General features: G+C 60.9%; 19 protein-coding genes and 1 tRNA gene. 7 read left to right on the plus strand and 13 right to left on the minus strand.

Annotated elements, in window-relative coordinates; all coding sequences use genetic code 11:
- Positions 1-15: 15 nt before the first annotated feature.
- From rsxC to trkA, 11 genes are all read right to left on the minus strand, one after another.
- Positions 16-1,365, minus strand: a complete 1,350-nt coding sequence (gene rsxC / locus B5G16_RS02000; RefSeq protein ID WP_087260595.1) for an electron transport complex subunit RsxC — start codon at positions 1,363-1,365, stop codon at positions 16-18.
- 16 nt (positions 1,366-1,381) lie between these two features.
- The gene (locus B5G16_RS02005) at positions 1,382-2,434 is read right to left on the minus strand and encodes an RnfABCDGE type electron transport complex subunit B (RefSeq protein WP_239405922.1); all 1,053 of its coding nucleotides are present in this window, start codon (positions 2,432-2,434) and stop codon (positions 1,382-1,384) included.
- Positions 2,434-2,856, minus strand: a complete 423-nt coding sequence (locus B5G16_RS02010) for a SoxR reducing system RseC family protein (RefSeq protein ID WP_087260597.1) — start codon at positions 2,854-2,856, stop codon at positions 2,434-2,436. The genes B5G16_RS02005 and B5G16_RS02010 overlap by 1 nt, the downstream gene beginning before the upstream one ends.
- Before the next feature lie 3 nt (positions 2,857-2,859).
- Positions 2,860-4,440 (minus strand): NAD+ synthase, encoded by a 1,581-nt coding sequence (locus B5G16_RS02015; RefSeq protein WP_087260599.1) that lies wholly within the window; start codon positions 4,438-4,440, stop codon positions 2,860-2,862.
- A gap of 259 nt (positions 4,441-4,699) precedes the next feature.
- Positions 4,700-5,461: a zinc ribbon domain-containing protein gene (locus tag B5G16_RS02020; protein ID WP_087260601.1), complete on the minus strand. Its 762-nt coding sequence runs from the start codon at positions 5,459-5,461 to the stop codon at positions 4,700-4,702.
- A 21-nt stretch (positions 5,462-5,482) separates the two neighbouring features.
- Complete coding sequence (locus B5G16_RS02025) at positions 5,483-6,268, minus strand: Nif3-like dinuclear metal center hexameric protein (protein WP_087260602.1); 786 nt, start codon at positions 6,266-6,268, stop codon at positions 5,483-5,485.
- Between the two features lie 90 nt (positions 6,269-6,358).
- On the minus strand, positions 6,359-7,027 hold the full coding sequence (locus tag B5G16_RS02030; RefSeq protein ID WP_087260603.1) for a MerR family transcriptional regulator: 669 nt from the start codon (positions 7,025-7,027) through the stop codon (positions 6,359-6,361).
- A 2-nt stretch (positions 7,028-7,029) separates the two neighbouring features.
- Complete coding sequence (locus tag B5G16_RS02035) at positions 7,030-8,475, minus strand: methyltransferase RsmF C-terminal domain-like protein (RefSeq protein ID WP_087260604.1); 1,446 nt, start codon at positions 8,473-8,475, stop codon at positions 7,030-7,032.
- The gene (locus B5G16_RS02040; protein WP_087260606.1) at positions 8,472-9,092 is read right to left on the minus strand and encodes a deoxynucleoside kinase; all 621 of its coding nucleotides are present in this window, start codon (positions 9,090-9,092) and stop codon (positions 8,472-8,474) included. Before B5G16_RS02040 ends, B5G16_RS02035 begins: the two co-directional genes overlap by 4 nt.
- Positions 9,093-9,162: 70 nt before the next feature.
- Positions 9,163-10,647: a GH3 auxin-responsive promoter family protein gene (locus B5G16_RS02045; RefSeq protein ID WP_087260608.1), complete on the minus strand. Its 1,485-nt coding sequence runs from the start codon at positions 10,645-10,647 to the stop codon at positions 9,163-9,165.
- 231 nt (positions 10,648-10,878) lie between these two features.
- Entirely contained in the window at positions 10,879-12,219 is a 1,341-nt protein-coding gene (gene trkA / locus B5G16_RS02050) for a Trk system potassium transporter TrkA (protein ID WP_087260609.1), read from the minus strand.
- A gap of 156 nt (positions 12,220-12,375) precedes the next feature.
- Here trkA and B5G16_RS02055 point away from each other — a divergent pair, with 156 nt between their 5' ends.
- Positions 12,376-12,648 (plus strand): hypothetical protein, encoded by a 273-nt coding sequence (locus B5G16_RS02055; protein WP_087260611.1) that lies wholly within the window; start codon positions 12,376-12,378, stop codon positions 12,646-12,648.
- A 115-nt stretch (positions 12,649-12,763) separates the two neighbouring features.
- On the opposite strand, the gene B5G16_RS02060 is transcribed toward B5G16_RS02055, so the two are convergent.
- Positions 12,764-13,609, minus strand: a complete 846-nt coding sequence (locus B5G16_RS02060; protein ID WP_087260612.1) for a 3'(2'),5'-bisphosphate nucleotidase CysQ family protein — start codon at positions 13,607-13,609, stop codon at positions 12,764-12,766.
- 254 nt (positions 13,610-13,863) lie between these two features.
- On the opposite strand from B5G16_RS02060, the gene rplU reads away from it, so the two are divergent.
- Together rplU and rpmA are read left to right on the plus strand one after the other, a co-directional pair.
- On the plus strand, positions 13,864-14,175 hold the full coding sequence (gene rplU / locus B5G16_RS02065; RefSeq protein WP_022308068.1) for a 50S ribosomal protein L21: 312 nt from the start codon (positions 13,864-13,866) through the stop codon (positions 14,173-14,175).
- A gap of 21 nt (positions 14,176-14,196) precedes the next feature.
- Complete coding sequence (gene rpmA, locus B5G16_RS02070; protein WP_087260614.1) at positions 14,197-14,457, plus strand: 50S ribosomal protein L27; 261 nt, start codon at positions 14,197-14,199, stop codon at positions 14,455-14,457.
- Positions 14,458-14,764: 307 nt separating this feature from the next.
- Here the strand turns inward: rpmA and B5G16_RS02075 are convergent, their stop codons facing one another.
- The gene (locus B5G16_RS02075; protein WP_239405923.1) at positions 14,765-15,193 is read right to left on the minus strand and encodes an META domain-containing protein; all 429 of its coding nucleotides are present in this window, start codon (positions 15,191-15,193) and stop codon (positions 14,765-14,767) included.
- A gap of 210 nt (positions 15,194-15,403) precedes the next feature.
- Here B5G16_RS02075 and B5G16_RS02080 point away from each other — a divergent pair.
- The 4 genes from B5G16_RS02080 (at position 15,404) to mnmA (ending at position 18,043) form a co-directional block, all read left to right on the plus strand.
- Positions 15,404-15,477: transfer RNA gene (locus tag B5G16_RS02080), tRNA-Arg, on the plus strand.
- A gap of 164 nt (positions 15,478-15,641) precedes the next feature.
- Positions 15,642-16,232, plus strand: coding sequence for a 30S ribosomal protein S16 (locus B5G16_RS02085; RefSeq protein WP_087260616.1), 591 nt, complete (start codon positions 15,642-15,644; stop codon positions 16,230-16,232).
- 88 nt (positions 16,233-16,320) lie between these two features.
- Positions 16,321-16,839, plus strand: a complete 519-nt coding sequence (gene rimM / locus B5G16_RS02090) for a ribosome maturation factor RimM (protein WP_087260618.1) — start codon at positions 16,321-16,323, stop codon at positions 16,837-16,839.
- A gap of 1 nt (position 16,840) precedes the next feature.
- A complete protein-coding gene (gene mnmA, locus B5G16_RS02095; RefSeq protein ID WP_087260620.1) occupies positions 16,841-18,043 on the plus strand; it encodes a tRNA 2-thiouridine(34) synthase MnmA in 1,203 nt (400 codons plus the stop codon).
- Positions 18,044-18,128: the final 85 nt, after the last annotated feature.

Here is an 18,128-nt window from a genome sequence, read left to right on the forward strand (position 1 = left end):
GTTAACGTGCGGCGTTTACTTTTTGGGCGCTGCGGCAGCGGCACGGGCGCGGATGCGGCCCATGACGGTCTGTTTTCCGAGGCGCACCCAGTCCAGCAGCGGCAGGTAGGCCGGGCAGGTGGACTGACAGCAGCCGCACTCGATGCAGGAGGTGATCATGCGGGCTTCGAGTTCGTCCCAGTTCTTCTTCTGGGTCATCTTCGAGAGGAAGTAGGGTTCGAGACCCATCGGGCAGGCCGAGACGCACTTCGCGCACTTGATGCACTGCGAAGCCTCGCGACGGCGGGCGTCGCGCTCCGAGAGGACGGTGATACCCGAGCAGCCCTTCGTGACGGGCGAGTCGAGGTTGACCATCGCACGGCCCATCATCGGGCCGCCGTTGATCACCTTGCCGGCATTTTCGGGCAGGCCCCCGGCGGCGGCTATCAGCGCCGAGACGGGCGTACCCATACGCGTGAGGAGGTTCCTGGGCTCCCGGAGGTTCTTGCCCGTGATGGTGACGACGCGCTGGATGAGCGGCATGCGCTTCTGCACGGCCTGGTAGACGGCGAAGGTCGTCGAGGCGTTGCAGACCACGGCGCCGATGTCGATCGGCAGGGCGGGCGGAGGCGGCACCTGACGTCCCGTGACGGCGGCGATCAGCTGTTTCTCACCGCCCTGCGGATAGCGGACCTTCAAGGGCACGACCTCGATACCCTTGTATTGTGCGGCGATCTTCGAGAGGTGTGCAATGGCATCGGGCTTGTTGTTCTCGATACCGATGTAGGCCTTCCCGACGCCGACGGCCTTCATCAGGATCGTGACGCCGACGACCATCTCCTCACCGTGCTCCAACATCATGCGGTGGTCGGAGGTCAGATAGGGCTCGCACTCCACGCCGTTGATGATCAGGCATTCGGCCTTCTTGCCGGCGGGGATCGAAAGTTTCACATGCGTGGGGAACGTGGCGCCGCCCATACCGACGATGCCGGCCTCCTTGATGCGGGCGATGATCTCCTGTGCCGACAGGCTGCACTCCCGGACGAGTTTGTCCGAGCGGTCGATTCCTTCGGCCCACTCGTCGCCTTCGCGCTTGATGGTGATCATCATCTGCCGCAGCCCCTGTCCGTTGGGAACCATGTCGACGGCCGTCACGGTACCCGAAATCGGGGAATGGATGTTTGCCGACATGAAGCTGCCGGCCTCGGCGATGAGCTGCCCGGTGAGCACCTTGTCACCCTTGGCGACCTTGGCCACGGCCGGGGCCCCGATGTGCTGTGCGAGGGGGATGTTGACCGCCTCGGGCAGCGGAAGCACCTCGATGGGCTTGGCGCAGCTCAATTTATTTGCCGACGGATGGACTCCGCCTATTGGAAATGTCTTCATATCTCGCTAACGATTTTTACGATTCATGACTGGGCTCCTTCGGAGCCTCCTTTGCAGCAGCCTTTTCTGCGGCCGGAGCAGCCTTCGGAGCCTCCTTTGCAGCAGCCTTTTCTGCGGCCGGAGCAGCCTTCGGAGCCTCCTTTGCAGCAGCCTTTTCTGCGGCCGGAGCGGCCTTCGGAGCCTCCTTTGCAACAGCCTTTTCTGCGGCCGGAGCGGCCTTCGGGGCGGCCGGGGCTTTCGGCTCCTTCGGCAGCGGATCCATGCCGACGAGCTTGATGGCTCCCGTCGGGCACTCGTTCACGCACTTGCGGCAGAGTTTGCACTTCTGCGGGTCGATGTAGGCGAGGTTGTTCTCCACGGTAATGGCCCCGAAAGCGCAGACCTTCTCGCACTTGCCGCAACCGATACACCCGGCCTTGCAGGCCTTCATCACGACGGCGCCCTTGTCCTTCGAGACACACGAAACATACACCGCACGGTTCTTGGGCCACTTCTTGCGCAGTTCGATCACCATCTTGGGGCAGGCCTTGACGCAGGCGCCGCAGGCCGTACACTTGTCGGGATCGACCTCCGGAAGACCCGTTTCGGGATTCATGCGGATGGCATCGAAGGCGCAGGCGGCCACGCAGTCGCCGAACCCGAGACATCCGAACGCACATCCCGTCTCGCCGACATAGAGCGAGGCGGCTACGGCGCAGGATTTCGTGCCGTTGTACTCATTGGTGCGGGGACGTTTCTCGCACGTGCCGCCGCAACGGACCGTAGCGACTTCGGGCTGTTTTTCGGCGGCCGCCTTTCCGAGGTAGGCCGCGATGGCCTTCATGCAGTCGCCGCCGCCCACGGGGCAGAAGAGATCGGAGATGTCATCGCGCTTGACCAGGGCATCGGCCATACCGCGACAACCGGCGAAACCGCAGCCACCGCAGTTCGCTCCGGGCAGCATTTTCTCCACCTCGTCGATCCGGGGGTCCTCCTCGACGCGGAACTTCTGCGCCACGAAGTAGAGGATCACGGCCGCGAGCACACCCAACACGCACAGTGTCAGAATCGTGTAAAGTAATACTTCCATCAGATTTTAGTTATTGTAAATTGAATTGTGTGTTCGATTCTGCGCCGGCAGAGCCACAGCACGCCGTAATAGAGGACCACGGCGGCGAGCGAAACCGCGACGCCGACGCCTTCTCCGGCGCCGAAGACCCCGACGGAGAGGATCAGCGCGGCGAGCAAAACGACAAGCGCACCGCCATAAGCCAACAGGACAGCGATGCGCCCGGCCTTTTTCCGCACGCCGACACAGACCGCCTCTCCGGGCGCATAGCAGCCGGCTTCGGGCGTCGGAACGACGACGATCTTCTCCTGTGTTTCGGCCATTCCGCAGGCCTGACGGGCCTTGCAGGCTCCGCAGGCGCTCCGGGAGGTGATTTTCACATGAACGACACCCTTTTCAGCGCACTGCACGATACCTTCGTGCTCGATGATCCCGGTATCCACGCCTCAATCTCCGTATTTGTTCGTGAGGGGCATGAGCCGTTCGTGCCCGAACGAGCAGGACGACAGGCGCAGGACGGGCGGGAATTGGTAACGTTTCTTCTCGTTGCGCATGATCATGGCGTGGATCTTCTCCACGACCTCGGAGTCGAAGCCGGCATTGACGATCTCCTCGCGGTGCTGTCCCTCCTCGATCATCCGGAAAAGGATGGCGTCGACGACCTCATAGGGCGGAAGGATATCGCTGTCCTTCTGCCCGGGGTGGAGTTCCGACGAGGGCTCCTTGACCAGGATGCTCTCCGGGATGATATCGCCGTACATACGGTTGATATAGCGGGCCACGTCGTACATTTCGCTCTTGTAGAGGTCGCCCGTGGGGCTGAACGCGCCGGCCGTATCGCCGTAGAGGGTGCAGAGTCCCAGGGCGTTCTCGCTCTTGTTCGAGGAGTTCAGCAGCACATAGCCGGTCTTGTTCTGCAAGGCCATGAGCAGGACCGTGCGGATGCGGGTCTGGATATTCTCCTCCGTGGCGTCGAACTCCGTACCGCCGATGACGGGTTTGAGCGTATCCACGACGCTGGTGTAGATCTCCGTGATGGGGATGACGTTGTACTCGATGCCGAGGTTCCGGGCCAGCTCCTTGGCGTCCTCGACGGATTCGTCCGACGAGAAGTGCGAAGGCATCAGCAGGGCGCGGACGTTTTCGGGGCCGAGGGCGTCGGCGGCGATGCAGGCGACGACGGCCGAGTCGATACCGCCCGAGAGACCGATGGCGGCCTTTTCGTAATTGTTCTTGCGGAAGAAGTCCTTCAACCCGCAGCGGGCCGCCTCATAGACGAGGCGCGTGCGGTCGTTGTAGGTCGAGGGCACGGCGACGGGAGTGGCTTCGGCCTCCGTATCGAAGATCTGGAAGTCCTCCTCGAAGTTCTTCATCATCAACACCAGTTCGCCGCGTTTGTTGAGCGCCCCGGAGGTTCCGTCGTAGACGATCTCGGAGGAGCCGCCGACCTGGTTGACCATCACGAGGTTCTTGCCCTCGACGAAGGCCAGGTTGCGCATCATTTCATAGCGGTAGGTCATGGTGCCCTTGCCGTAGCGGCGGGCGTTGATCGAGAGGATGGTCTCGACGGACTTGTCGAAGTCGTGTTCGCGGCTGAGGTCGTCGCCGACGATGACCGCGCATTTGTGGCCCTTGATGGTGGCGTATTCATACCCCTTCGAAGGGGAGAGGAAGCCCATTTCGCGGCGGGCGGAGATGTATTTCTTGCCGATGAAACGCAGGACCTTGCGATCCTGGATGAGCGCGGCGGCGCTGATCGTGCCGTTCGTGGTCAGGATGGGAAGTCCGACGATGGCCGCAATTCCGTCGCAACAGGAGGCGATCTCCACCAGGGCGTCTTCACAAAGTTCGAGGAAGGTGGTTTTGCGCAGAAGGTCGAATGCCGGGGTTCCGCTGACGGCCTGCTCGGCGAAAATCACCAGATCGGCGTGCCGGGCCTTTGCCTTGTTGATGGAATCGATGATTTTCGAGGTATTCCCGTCAATATCACCGATTGTGTAGTTCAGCTGGGCGATAGCAATTTTCATGTCAGTAATTTAAGTCGGAAAAATCCATCGCGGCAAAGTTAACTATTATTTGGAAAAGTCGGAAATCTTTTCGATGTTAATAAATTAACATTCGGAGAAGTTTCAAAATCTTTAAAAAATCGGATACAAAAACGGGATTCCGCATCCATTCGGAATCCCGTTTCGGTATCAGACTTTTCATTTTCGGAAGAGCCCCCGTCCTTTCATTTTCGGAAGAGGGTGTGCGCCGGGGAGAATCCGCCGCCTTCCATGCCGGAGGTTACTCCTGCGCGGCCTCGGGGTCGGCGACCAGGATACGCCCGCAATATTCGCAGACGATGATCTTCTTGCCCTGACGGATGTCGACCTGGCGCTGGGGAGGAATCCGGTTGAAGCAGCCTCCGCAGGCATCGCGCTTGACGGTCACCACGGCCAGTCCGTTGCGGACGTTGCGGCGGATCCGCTCGTAGGCGGCCAGCAGGCGTTCGTCGATCTTCGACAGCACGCGTTCGCGCTGTGCCTCGTACTCGGCAACCTGGGGTGCGGTTTCGACCTCGATGCTTTCGAGTTCGGACTTCTTGGCCGCGAGGTCGGCAGCGCGCTCCTTCGAAAGGTTCTCGGCCTCTTCGAGTTGGAGTTTCTTGGCCTTGATTCCTGCGGCATACTCTTTCAGACGCTTCTCGGCCAGTTCGATTTCGAGTTCCTGGTACTCGATCTCCTTGGTGATGGCATCGAACTCGCGGTTGTTGCGGACGTTGTTCTGCTGCTCCTTGTAGTTGCCGATCATGATTTTGGCCTGATCGACTTCGCGCTTGCGCTGCTTGATGAGCGAATTGAGCTCCTCGATCTCGGCATTTACATGCTCGATGCGGGTGGTCATACCCGCCATCTCGTCTTCGAGATCCTGCACTTCGAGAGGCAGTTCACCCTTTACCTTGTTGATTTCGTCGATCTTGCTGTCGATCTTCTGCAACTCGTAGAGAGCCAGAATCTTCTCCTGCATCGAATAATCAACGTCGGTGGTTTTCTTTTGCGTTGCCATATTGTACTGTATAGTTTATACTTACACGAGATAATTCACCGGATTGCGCGAGCGCTCACTCTTGCGAACCGCAAAGGTACGTAAATTTTTCGACAAAATGTCAAATAAAAGTTGAATTGCGCAATATTCGCTCTCAAAATGGCCTATATCGGCCACGGTGAGGGCCTTATCGGGGGTCATGAAGTCGTTGTATTTAAGGTCTGCGGTGATGTAGAGACCGGCTCCGGCGCGCCGGGCGTCGGGGATGAGCGAGGCTCCGGCCCCGGTACAGAGGGCCACGCACCGCACGTCGTGCGCCACGATGTCGCTGTGGCGGATGGCCTTCACGCCGAGGCGTTCGCGGACGAAGCGCAGGAAGTCGAGCGTCGCGACGGCCTCGGGCAGCTCGCCCACGACGCCGAAACCGACCCCCTCGGCCACCTCGGAGGGTTGCAGCACGCGCAGATTCCGGATTCCGAGCATCTCGGCCAGACGCCAGCTCATGCCCCCGGGGGCGCTGTCGAGGTTCGTATGGCAGGCGTAGAGGGCGATGCCGCGGCGGATGGCGCGCTCGACGCACCGCTGCACGGGATCGGCCGAATTGAAGCGTTTCAAGGCATGGAAGACGATCGGATGGTGCGTGATGACCAGGTCGCACCCTTCGGCCTCGGCTTCGTCGAGCACCTCCTCCGTGACATCCACGGCCAGCAGGGCCCGGTGCACCTCGTCGTCCGCACGTCCGACGACAAGTCCCGCATTATCATAGGATTCCTGCCACCCAAGCGGAGCAAAACGTTCGATAACGTCGGTTATTTCTCTGATTTTCATAGCAACAAATAGTTTTCAAGGTTCTTCTCCGCCTTCATACCCCATTTTCCGTTCTCAATTTTCCAGTCCCGGCCTCCGGTCCCCGGCGGTTCAGAAGAGCGACTGTTCGTAGAAGGCGAAGAGCTCCTTGTTCTCGACCTCCTCCTTCTTGCGGCGGGGTTTGCGCCCGGTCTGCCGGGTCGGCTGTCCGGGGAGTTTCGGCTCCTCCGCTTCCGGCGCAACGGCCGGTTCGGTGCCGGAGAGATCCGCCCCGTCGGCGATCTTCACCACCGCCCGGCTCCGGCGGCGGGCCGGCTTCTCCGCTACCGGCTGCTCCGGCTCGGCGGATGCAGGCGTCTTCGGAGCTTCGGGATCCGCAGGAACGCCGGCCGTCCTCTCCGCAGCAGGTTCCGGCCGCAGATCCGACTCCTCGTCGAGGAGTTCGCCGTCGCCCGCTTTCAGATCCTCGCGGACCTCCGCCAGCAGGGAGCGGATCCGTTGCAGACGCTCCATCAGCTCCGTGTCGCGTTCGACGGATCCCGCCGCGGAGCCGTTGCGCAGGGCCTTCTTGGCCCCTTCGAGCGTCATGCCGCACTCCTTGACCAGGTGGTAGATCATTTTCAGGTTCTCCACGTCCCGCGGCGAGAAGAGCCGGTTGCCCTTCTTGTTGCGCTTCGGACGGAGAATCGCGAACTGCGACTCCCAGTGGCGGATCAGCGACGTGTTGACGTCGAACATCTCGGCCACTTCGCCCATCGTATAAAAAATCTTTTCGGCCATATCTATTGTTTCATGATTCGCAATGAGTTGGGATATAGGTTGTTCACCCGGTTCCCGATTCGTTTGGCAAAGCCCAGGCCGCGTCCGCGCACGCAGACGAGGTTCATTCCTTCGGCCAGACCTGCCGCCGCGATCTCCTGCCGCCGCAGGTAACGCACGGCCTCCTCGTCGGCCAGTTCCGCAACGGGCAGCGCCCCGCGGTCCAGCCCCGTGAAAAAGGCCAGCGCCGGATCGGGTTTCAACACCCCCTTGAAGATCGTCCCCAGCGCCACGCCCGAATAGATCACGGGCAGCGCTCCGGAGAGCGTCTGCACGGCTTCGGCCTGCGCCGCGGGCCACGCATAACTGGTATCCCCCGCCACGCCGAAACGCATTCCTCCGGGGTCCTGCAACCAGCGGGCCAGTTCCGACGCGCTTTTCCGGTCGACGGGCGCAAGCACCGTCCGGCGCGCTTTGGGGGTCCGCACCCGGTCGCCGGACTCCGCCGACTTGCGCACCACGGCAGCGAAAAATCCCTCGCCGCACGCCCGGTGGGGATAGAACCGGAAGGTCCGGAACGCCCCGACCCGTCCGCAGACCACGCCCCACGACGCCTCGACGTCGACCGGCGCAGCCTCCGACACCTCCTCACCGGTCCAGGCCAGCATCCGTTCCAACGAACCCTCGTCCTCGTTGCGGTTGAAGGTGCAGGTGCTGTACACGAGCGTACCGCCCGGTTTGAGGGCCCGCCACGCTTCGCGCAGGATCCCGTCCTGACGTGCCGCGCAGAGCCGCACGTTCGCTTCGCTCCACTCGCCGCGGGCCGCGGGGTCCTTGCGGAACATCCCCTCGCCCGAGCAGGGGGCATCCACCGCCACGACGTCGAACCACGCCTCGAAATCGCCCAGCGCCGCGGCCTCGCAGCACGTAACGACCACGTTTCCCGTACCCCACTTGCGGACGTTGTCGGCCAGCACCGCGGCCCGGCGGCGGTCGATCTCGTTGGCCACGACCAGGCCCTGCGGTCCGACCAGCGAGGCGTAGAGCGTCGTCTTGCCGCCCGGAGCTGCACAGAGGTCCAGCAGACGGGCTCCTTCGAGGTTGCACCCCGACAACAGACGTCCCACGAACTGCGACGAGGCCTCCTGCACGTAATAGGCCCCGGCGTGGAAATCGGGGTCGAACGTGAACGAGGGGCGCCCGGCGAGGTACCACCCTTCGCGGCACCAGGGAACACGGCGCGCCGGGGTCAGATTCGGAAGCGTCTCCGGGAATCCGCCGGCAAACGCCTCCGCAGAGCCGGACGGGCGCTCCGACAAACTCTTCGTCGGGCCCATCACCGGGCACTTCGCCGGGTGCAGCCGCACCGACGTCGGAGCCTCCGACTCCAACGCCTCACACAGAGTCCGGCCCTCCTCCGGGCCGAGGTCCCGCAGGACCCGTTCGACAAATTTTTCGGGCAGCATCATCGCTGTTCCCGGGCTTTGAGGGCGTCGAGACGGCGACAGATCCGCTCGAAAACCGCCGGGTCCGAGACGAAATCCTCGCGGTCCTTGTCCACGACGAACACTTCGCCTTCGTAGATCGTGTCGATCCAGTGGTTATACTTGTCGTTCAGCCGTTTCAGATAGAGTTCGTCGATGTTCATCTCATACTCCCGGCCCCGTTTGCGGATCTGCGAAATCAGCGTCGGGACGCTCGCCTTCAAGTAGATCAGCAGGTCGGGCTGCGGAATGAGCGACGTCACCAGCCGGAAGATCTTCATGTAGGTCTCGATGTCGCGCGTCGTCATCAGCCCCATCTCGTGGAGATTGTCGGCAAAGATATGCGCATCCTCGTAGATCGTGCGGTCCTGGAAGATCACCCCCGACCGGCTGTCCGAGAGCATGTCCATCGTCTGCTGGATCCGGCTCCCGAGGAACGAGATCTGCAAGTTGAACGCCCAGCGGTTCATGTTCTCATAGAAATCGCCGATATAGGGGTTGTCGCACTCCTCCAAATAGCACTTGGCGGCGTAGCGCTCCGTAAGCATCCGGGTCAGCGTCGTCTTGCCGCTCCCGATATTTCCTGCAATGGCTATGTACATGGCGACTGAATAACTGAATATTAAAAATACCTTGACAAATATCTGAACGCCGGAACGTTTCCGGTCGCCGTCATCTTGAATTCTCCGTTTTTATCCCCGCAAAGGCCTTCACGTCCTCGATGACCCGACGGTCGTTCATCAGACGCGGAACCTTGTTCTTCCCGCGGGCCCGCATCCAGGCCAGGAAGCATCCACGCTCCAAACGGATCACCCGCTGGCGTTCGAGCGTCGTGCGGCGCTTGGCATCGTAATCCGAATTGACGGCCCGCAGCTCCTCGTCCAGCGCCGCGGCAAATGCCTCCGGGCTCTCCGGCTCGCGGTCGAACTCCACCAGCCACTCGTGGGCGCCCCGTTCGCGCAGCGACATGTAGCACGGCGCCACCGTGTATTCGCTCACCACCGCCCCCGTCTTCCGGCACGTCTCCGCAAGCGCCCGTTCCGCATTGTCGACGATCAGCTCCTCGCCGAAAACGTTGATATACTGCCGCGTGCGCCCCGCAAAGCGGATCCGGCAGGGATTCGTCGAGGTGAACTCCACCGTGTCGCCGATCTCGTAGCGCCACAGTCCGTTGTTCGACGTGATCAGCACGGCGTAGACCTTCCCGCATTCGACCCCTTCGAGCGGCACGATCTCGCTGCCGTGCCGGAACTCGAAGAAGGTCCCGTAGTCCAGCATCAGCAGCATGTCGTCCCGCGTCGGGTCGTCGGCCAGCGCAAAGAAGCCCTCCGAGGCGTTGTAGGTCTCCATGTAGTGCATCCCCGCCGAGGGGATCAGCTCCTCGAACGTCCGCCGGTAAGGCGTGAACTCCACCCCTCCGTGGGCGAACATTTCCAGATCGGGCCACACTTCCAGCAGGTTCCGCTTCCCGGTGTATTCCAGCACCCGGCGCATCAGCGCCAGGTTCCACGACGGAACCCCCGCAAAGGCCGTGATCCGTTCGCCCGTGCATTCGCGGCAGATCGCCGCACACTTCGCGTCGAAATCCGGGATGATCGCCGTTTCGATCCGCGGGGCCCGGAACCAACCGCTCCAAAAGGAGGTCTCGTGGATCAGCAGCGCCGAAAGGTCCCCGACCAGATTGCCGCCCTCCCGTACGCACGACCCGCCCAGCGTCAGCGTCTTGCCTTCGAGAACCCGGCTCTGCGGGTAGTTCGCCGCATAGACCGTCGCCACGTCGCGCATGCCCAGCGTGTGGTTCCGCCACAACGACTCGCGTGTCACCGGAATGTATTTGCTCCGGTCCGAGGTCGTGCCCGACGAGCGCGCGAACAGCGTCACACGCCCCGGCCACGATACATCCCGAACCCCCTCCCGCATCCGGTCGATGTAGGGTTTGAAATGCTCGTAGTCGAACGTCTCGACCCGCGACTGGAACTGTTCCACCGTGTGGACATGCCGCAGGTCGTAACGCTCCCCGAACTCCGTATCGCCGCCCCGCCGCAACAGCCGGCGGAACATCCGCATCTGCGTCTCGGCCGGATGGCGGCGGAAACGATCGATCGAGCGTTCCCGCTGCGAAAACCAGGCCCTGAGTATGAAATTCCGAAAAGACATTTTTTTTCAACAGGCAACCGAGGCGCATCTCCCGGCAGGCAAAACCCGTCTCCCGGTCCGACTCACCCCCGCAATCCTTCCATTCCGTTTCCCGTCAAGCGGCGAGACGCAACCCCGACCGGCTAAATCCGGCTCCCGGTCCGACTCATCCCCGCAATTCTTCCATTCCGTCAAGCGGCGAGACGCGTCCCCGGCAGGCAAGGCCTGCCTCCGGTCCGGCTCCGCGGCCCGTCAGTTAAAATAATACCCCACTTTCCCCACCGAGCCCGGCATGGCAAAGACCACGACCCGGTCGTAAGGATTGATCTCCATGTTGTCCACGGCGATGAAGACCTTGTCCCCGCGCACGATGCCGCCGATGATCGTATCCTGCGGAAGACCCAGGTCCTTGATCCGCGCCTTCGTCGCCGGAGCGTTCGGCTTCACGATGAATTCCAGCACCTCGGCATCGCTGCCCGTCAGGCACTTGATCGCCTGCACGTCGGTCGACATCGTGAAACGGAAGATATTCGACGCCGTCACCAGCTTCTTGTTGATGATCGTGTCGATGCCGATCGACTCCGCCAGATTGATGTAGTTCAGGTTCTCGACCTCCGCGATCACCTTCTTCACCCCCATGCGCTTGGCCAGCATCGCCGCCAGAATGTTCGTCTCGCTGCGCCCCGTGACGGCCACGAAGGCGTCCATGTTCGACAAGCCCTCCTCCATCATGGCATCCGTATTGCGGCCGTCCTCGTTGATGATCAGCGTCTTGTCGAGCATCTCGGCCAGCCGGTAAGCCTTTTCGGCGTTGTAGTCGATGAGCTTGATGTTCACCTCGTCCTGCAACTCCATCGCCACCCGGATGCCGATCCGCGACCCGCCCAGAATCATCATGTTGCGGATCTCGATGTTCGACTGCCCCGAAAACTCCATCACCTCGCGCACGGCATCCTGACGCGCGATCACGTAGATCACGTCGCCCGCCATGAACTCCTCGCCCGCACGCGGGATGATCGTCTGACCCCCGCGCGTGATGGCCACCGTGCGGTAGCTCAACGGGGCCGGGTCATCGGCAAATCCCGAAAGCACCTGTCCTACCAGCGGAGAGGTCGGTTCCAGACGGAAAACCACCAGCGACAGCTTCCCGCTCGAAAAATCCACGTACTCCGTCGTCGACGTATGCCCCAGCAGGTTGATCACCTCGCGCGCCGCAACCTTCTCCGGATAGAACAGGTAGTCGATACCCATGTCGATGAACATCTCCTTGTTGTTGGGTTCCAGATACTCGTTGTTGTCGATGCGCGCGATGGACTTCCGCGCCCCGAGCTTCTTGGCCAGCATCGCCGCCACGATGTTGTCGTTCTCCTCGTGGTTCACGGCGATAAAGAGGTCGCACTTGCGGACCGCCGCCTTGCGCAGCACCGCAAAGGTCGTCGAGTCCCCCTCGACGGTGATCACGTCGGCCAGCGCCCCCACCTCGGCCAGCAGTTTCTGATCGCTGTCGATGACCGTGATGTCGTGTCCGTTTCCGCTGAGCATCCGGGCCAGATGGCTCCCCATCTCCCCGGCTCCCGCTATTACGATTTTCATACGCGACTCCGATTAAATACGCATTCAACCCGCTGCCGTTCAGAACGGTACGGACCCCGACCGCTACCTGTCGGGCAACATTTTTGCAATTTATCCTACAAATATATACATTTGTCCCCGAAAGCCAAAATTTAAACCCCCAAAAACCGTCCCGCCATGCCCGCCTGGTTAATCGTCCTGCTCTGCGCCATCGCCGCCGTCGCCTTCTTCGTCGTGGGGATGTCCCTCACGCTGATGATCAAGGGGCACCACATCGACTCGGAGATCTCCACCAACAAGGAGATGCAGCGCCTCGGCATCAAGTGTGCCGTGCAGGAGACCCGCGAGGCCGACGGCAGCGCCGAGTGTTCCGACAGCCACGCGGCCGCCGGTTGTTCCGGAAACTGCGGCGCCTGCGACATCGAACACAAGACGACCCGGCAGGCCTGACCTCCGACATACCATCCAATAAAAAGTCCCGGTCCGTATCGGAAGACCGGGACGGTTCATTTCAAATCCCATCTGCGGCGGACGTCCGACACCGGACGCCCCCGGCCCGGACGGATCAGAACGGGCAGAATTTCGACCGGCAGTGGAACCACGGGTTGTGCAGGTCCTCCTCGTTGTAGCGCAGCTCCCGCTCCTCGGGCAGCGCCCGCGTCGAACCGCCCGCCTCCGCGAGGATCAACTCCCCGGCGGCCGTATCCCATTCATAGGTGTGCGTCGTGCGGACATAGTAGTCCACCCGGCCCTCGGCCAGCAGGCAGAACTTGTAGGAACTCCCCTGCTCGACAATTTCCAGATCGGGGAAACGCTCCCGCAGGCGCGCCACATGCTCGTGCGTCTCGGGGGTCTGGTGCGAACGCGACAGGGCCACCCGAAGGTGGTCGTGGTGCGACTCCCCGGCCAGCGGCAGCGGCGTCCAGCCCCGAACGATCTCCTCATAGCTATAATCCACCGCCGCATCGGGAGCGACGCCCTCCTTGACATACGAACCCGAATCCCGCCCCGCGACATACATCTTTTCATAATAGGGCACATAGATCACCGCTCCCATGCAGACGTTGTTCTCCATCAGCGCGATGTTCACCGTGAATTCGTTGTTTCCCTTGATGAACTCCACCGTCCCGTCCAGCGGATCCACCAGCCAGTAGAGCTCCCAGTTGCAGCGCTCCTCGTAACGCATCTCACGCCCCTCCTCCGAGAGAATCGGAATCCGCGTCGGACCCAGATACTCCCGGATCGTGCGGTGAGCCATCCGGTCGGCCAGCGTGATGGGCGTACGGTCCTCCTTGAGGCTGATATCGTAATCGTCGCGGTTCCTGTATACTTTCATGATCGAGGCTCCGGCTCTGACTGCCGCATTGAAAAGCGGAGGCAGCAGATACATGCGCACCTTGTCGTTTATCATCGTAACTCGTAATTTTGGGTCGGATACTTGTGTTGCCATGGTAAAGGTAGCAAGAATTTATGAGACCGTAAAATTTTTCGGCACCCGTATCGGCTCTTCCCGTCAAAGTGTACAGATTCGATCCGAAAACCGTCATCCGCCCCACGCCAAAACCGTGCCCCGGAGCCCCGTGCGAAATTTTTTCTGCGCGACCGTATGGTTTATCGGAAATTATCCGTATATTTGCAACCCGAATTCATTCAATTACACGTAGAATGTACGTAATCGTAGAGATCGCAGGTCAGCAGTTCAAGGCTGAAAAAGGTCGGAAACTTTATGTTCACCGTCTCCAGGGCGAAGAGAATTCGTCCGTAAGTTTCGACAAAGTCCTGCTCACAGACAACGACGGTCAGGTCAAAGTCGGTGCACCTGTTGTAGAAGGCGCCGCAGTAAAGTGCAAGATCCTCAAGCATCTGAAAGATGACAAGGTTCTGGTGTTCAAGAAAAAACGTCGCACCGGCTACCAGAAGTGCAACGGACACCGCCAGTATCTCACCCAGATCCTCGTGGAAGAAATCGTTGCATAAACCTTTAAAAACTGAATCATCATGGCACACAAGAAAGGTGTAGGTAGTTCGAAGAACGGCCGTGAGTCGGAAAGCAAACGACTCGGCATCAAACTGTTCGGCGGTCAGTTCGCAAAGGCGGGCAACATCATCGTTCGCCAGCGCGGAACGGTGCACAACGCCGGTGAGAATGTCGGCATGGGCAAGGACCACACGCTCTTTGCGCTCGTCGACGGCACGGTTGAATTCTGCAAAAAGGGAGAAGGCAAATCGTATGTCAGCGTAACCCCGCTGAACGAGTAACAAACGCTCCTTCGACAAACAAAAACGGCTTCCCGATTCTCGGGAAGCTTTTTTTGTTCCTTTTCCAGGGGAGGGGGGGGGTGAGTGAAGGGGCCGGCGACTGAAAGCACCCTGCTGGCCACAAAGGGAAACTGGTGGCTGAAAGCCTCCACTACATCACAGAGGGATCGGCCGACGACTGAAAACACGCTGCTGCGCCACGAAGCCCCCCAAAAAGAAGCCGACCAACCGAACGCAGGAACGCCTCCGGGCACAAAAAAGCCGCGTCCCGGGATGGGACGCGGCCGGTCTTCCGGACAGAGACACCCTATTTGGATGCCGGCTCTGCCACACGGAACTCGGCGACCACCCGCTTCTGACCGTCGAGCAGTTTCAGCTCCGAGCCCTTGATCTCGTAGCCGTCCACCCCGTTGAGCATCTGCACGAAAGCATTCTCATACTCCATGTCGGGACACGCCATGCGGGTCATGCCGAGGTTTTCGAATTTCAGGCTCTGCCCCGAAAGGGCGTACTTCCCGAAAAAGCGGTTGCAGTTGGTACGTCCGGCCACCATCGTGTCGGCGGCATTGAATTCCAGGGTGAAGGCGTCGGCCTCCGCCTCGATGGCCGATGCGGGGATCGTCTCCATCCGGGAGAGTTTCCACGAGGTGCCTTCCAACGGCAGGTTCTTCGTCCGGGAACCGCCGCAGGCGGTCATGGCAAGAAGCAGCGTGGCTGCTGCAAGGATTTTTTTCATGATCGTATATAATTTAAGGTGTTGTTGCTCGGAGCGCTCAAAACCCGGACCAAACGGCCGAACGGATCCGTCATTCCGGAGACAAAGATACGCCACATTTGCGGGAAAACAAGAATTCCGGAGCAAAAAACGCCTTTCCGCAGAAATCCGAAGGGTTTCGCTTGGCAGTTGTCCCATTTTTTCTTAATTTTGCAACGTTTTCCGCAAAACGGTCCCGTAGCTCAGTTGGATAGAGCAGCAGATTTCTAATCTGCCGGCCGCGCGTTCGAGCCGCGCCGGGATCACGGTCCGGGGTGCGCACACGCATCCCGGATTTTTTCGAAATCCCCGTAAAATACGGTTTTTTACCCCTATTATTTTGTCAGTAGGATTTTTTTCCCTACATTTGCACGCTTAAAAGCCCGAACGGGTGAGCGTTTTTAGTTTTTTTAACAAAATTTTATAGCAAATGGCTGTTAAAATTCGTCTGGCACGTCACGGCAAGAAGGGTTTCGCCTTCTACCACATCGTTGCCGCAGATAGCAGAGCGCCACGTGATGGTAAATTCATCGAGAAGTTGGGTACCTACAACCCCAACACGAATCCTGCTACGATCGATCTGAACTTCGAGAAAGCTCTGGATTGGTTACTCAAAGGCGCACAACCTACGGACACTTGTCGGGCTATTCTCTCGTACAAGGGCGTACTTTACAAGAAACACCTGCTGGGTGGCGTAGCCAAAGGTGCATTCTCGGAGACCGAGGCCGAGGCTCGCTTCAACAAGTGGATGGAGGCCAAGACCGGCAAGATCGAGGCCAAGACCAACAAGCTCGCTTCCGACGCCAAGTCGGCCGAAAAGGCCCGTCTGGCTGCCGAGACCAAGATCAAGGAGGAGCGCGCCGCTGCTCTCGCCGAGAAGAAGGCCGCTGCCGAAGCTGCTGCCCGTGAGGCTGCCGAAGCTGCCGCTGCCGAGGCTGCTGCCGCAACCGAGGAGGCTGCCGCAACCGAGGAGGCTGCCGCAACCGAGGAGGCTGCTCCCGAAACTCCCGCCGCCGAATAAGCAGGTTTTCAAATCCGATAAAACAGGAGATCGCCCGAAGGGGAGATTTCCTGTTTTTTTTGTACTTTTGCCGCAAATCCTTTCGCAAATGGCTGTATCCGCTGGACGTATCAACAAACTTTTCGGAACCGACGGGGGCGTCATGCTCTCGCTCTACCCCGCTTTCCCCGACGATTTCGACCCCGCCACGACCCCGCTTCTGGTCACCATCGACGCCCTGGACGTACCCCTTTGGTGCGACCGCTTCGAGCGCCGAGGCATTTCGGGAGCCACCGCCACCTTCGCCGACATCGACACCGAACGCCGGGCCGAAGAGCTGCTGGGGCTGGAATTCCGCATCGAGGAGCCCGAAGCGGAGGAGGACGACGAATTCTACCTCGAAGATCTGATCGGTTTCGCCGTGGTGGCCGAGGAGGCCGGCAAGGAGGAGAAGGTCTCCGGGACCGTATCGGACTACTACGACAGCGACGCCAACCCGCTCTTCGAACTGGAAATCGACGGCCGCAGCGTACTGGTCCCGGCCGTCGGGGAGTTCATCGCACACATCGACTTCGAAGGCCGCACGATGCACCTCGTGCTGCCCGAAGGACTCTTAACACTGGAATGACATGGCTCGCGTAGTAATCGGACTCTCGGGCGGCGTCGATTCGTCGGTGGCCGCCTGGCTGCTCAAACAACAGGGCCACGAGGTAATCGGGCTCTTCATGATCAACTGGCACGACACCACCGGCACGCTCGAAGGCGACTGTCCGTGGCACGACGACCGTCTCTTCGCCGAACTCGTGGCCAAGAAACTCGACATTCCGCTGCATGTCGTCGACCTCTCGGCCGAATACCGCACGCGCGTGGTGGACTACATGTTCGCCGAGTACGAACGGGGCCGCACGCCCAATCCCGACGTGCTGTGCAACCGCGAGATCAAGTTCGACGTCTTCCTGCGCGAGGCCCTCAAACTCGGCGCCGACTACGTCGCCACGGGACACTACTGCCGCAAGGCCGAAGAGACGCTCCCCGACGGCCGCACGCTCTATCGGCTGCTGGCCGGCAGCGACCCCAACAAGGACCAGAGCTACTTCCTCTGCCAGCTCTCGCAGGAGCAGTTGAGCCGGGCGTTGTTCCCCGTGGGCGGGCTGTTGAAGCCCGAGGTGCGGCGCATCGCCGCCGAGCAGGGGCTGGCAACCGCCAAGCGCAAGGATTCGCAGGGCATCTGCTTCGTGGGCAAGGTGGACCTGCCGACCTTCCTGCAACAGAAACTCGCCGCACGGCGCGGCAATGTTCACGAAATCCTGCCCACGTGGCCGAAATATGTGCGTGCGGAGGTTCCGGGCCCCGGCGAGGAGCCTTCGGACGAGCTGTTGGAGAAGCTTGCCCAACCCTGGCACTACACCGTGCGCGACGGCAAGAAGATCGGCGAACACAACGGAGCCCACTACTACACGATCGGGCAGCGCAAGGGACTCGGCATCGGCGGCCGCAAGGAGTCGCTGTTCATCCTTGCGACGGACACGGTGCAGAATGTCATCTACGTCGGCGAAGGAGATGCCCATCCGGGGTTGTGGCGCCCGGCGCTGCGGATGCTTCCGGGGGAGATCCACTGGGTGAACCCCGCCCGGGAGCTGGCCGTCGGGCAGAGTGCGAGCTTCTCGGTGCGCATCCGTTACCGCCAGCCGTTGCAGGGTGCGCGGCTCTTCGTCCGGGAGACGGGAGCCTGCCTGCTCTTCGACGAACCCCAGCGGGGCATCACCCCGGGGCAGTTCGCCGCCTGGTACGACGGCGACGAGCTGGTCGGTTCGGGTGTGATCGAAGCCTGACCCGGCAGGACCGGAATTTGACACGGCCTCATCGGAACCCGGCTCGACATCATCGAAGCCCGACACATGAAAAACCCGCCTTTTC

This window comes from Alistipes sp. An66 (genome assembly GCF_002161445.1).
Classification (GTDB): domain Bacteria; phylum Bacteroidota; class Bacteroidia; order Bacteroidales; family Rikenellaceae; genus Alistipes; species Alistipes cottocaccae.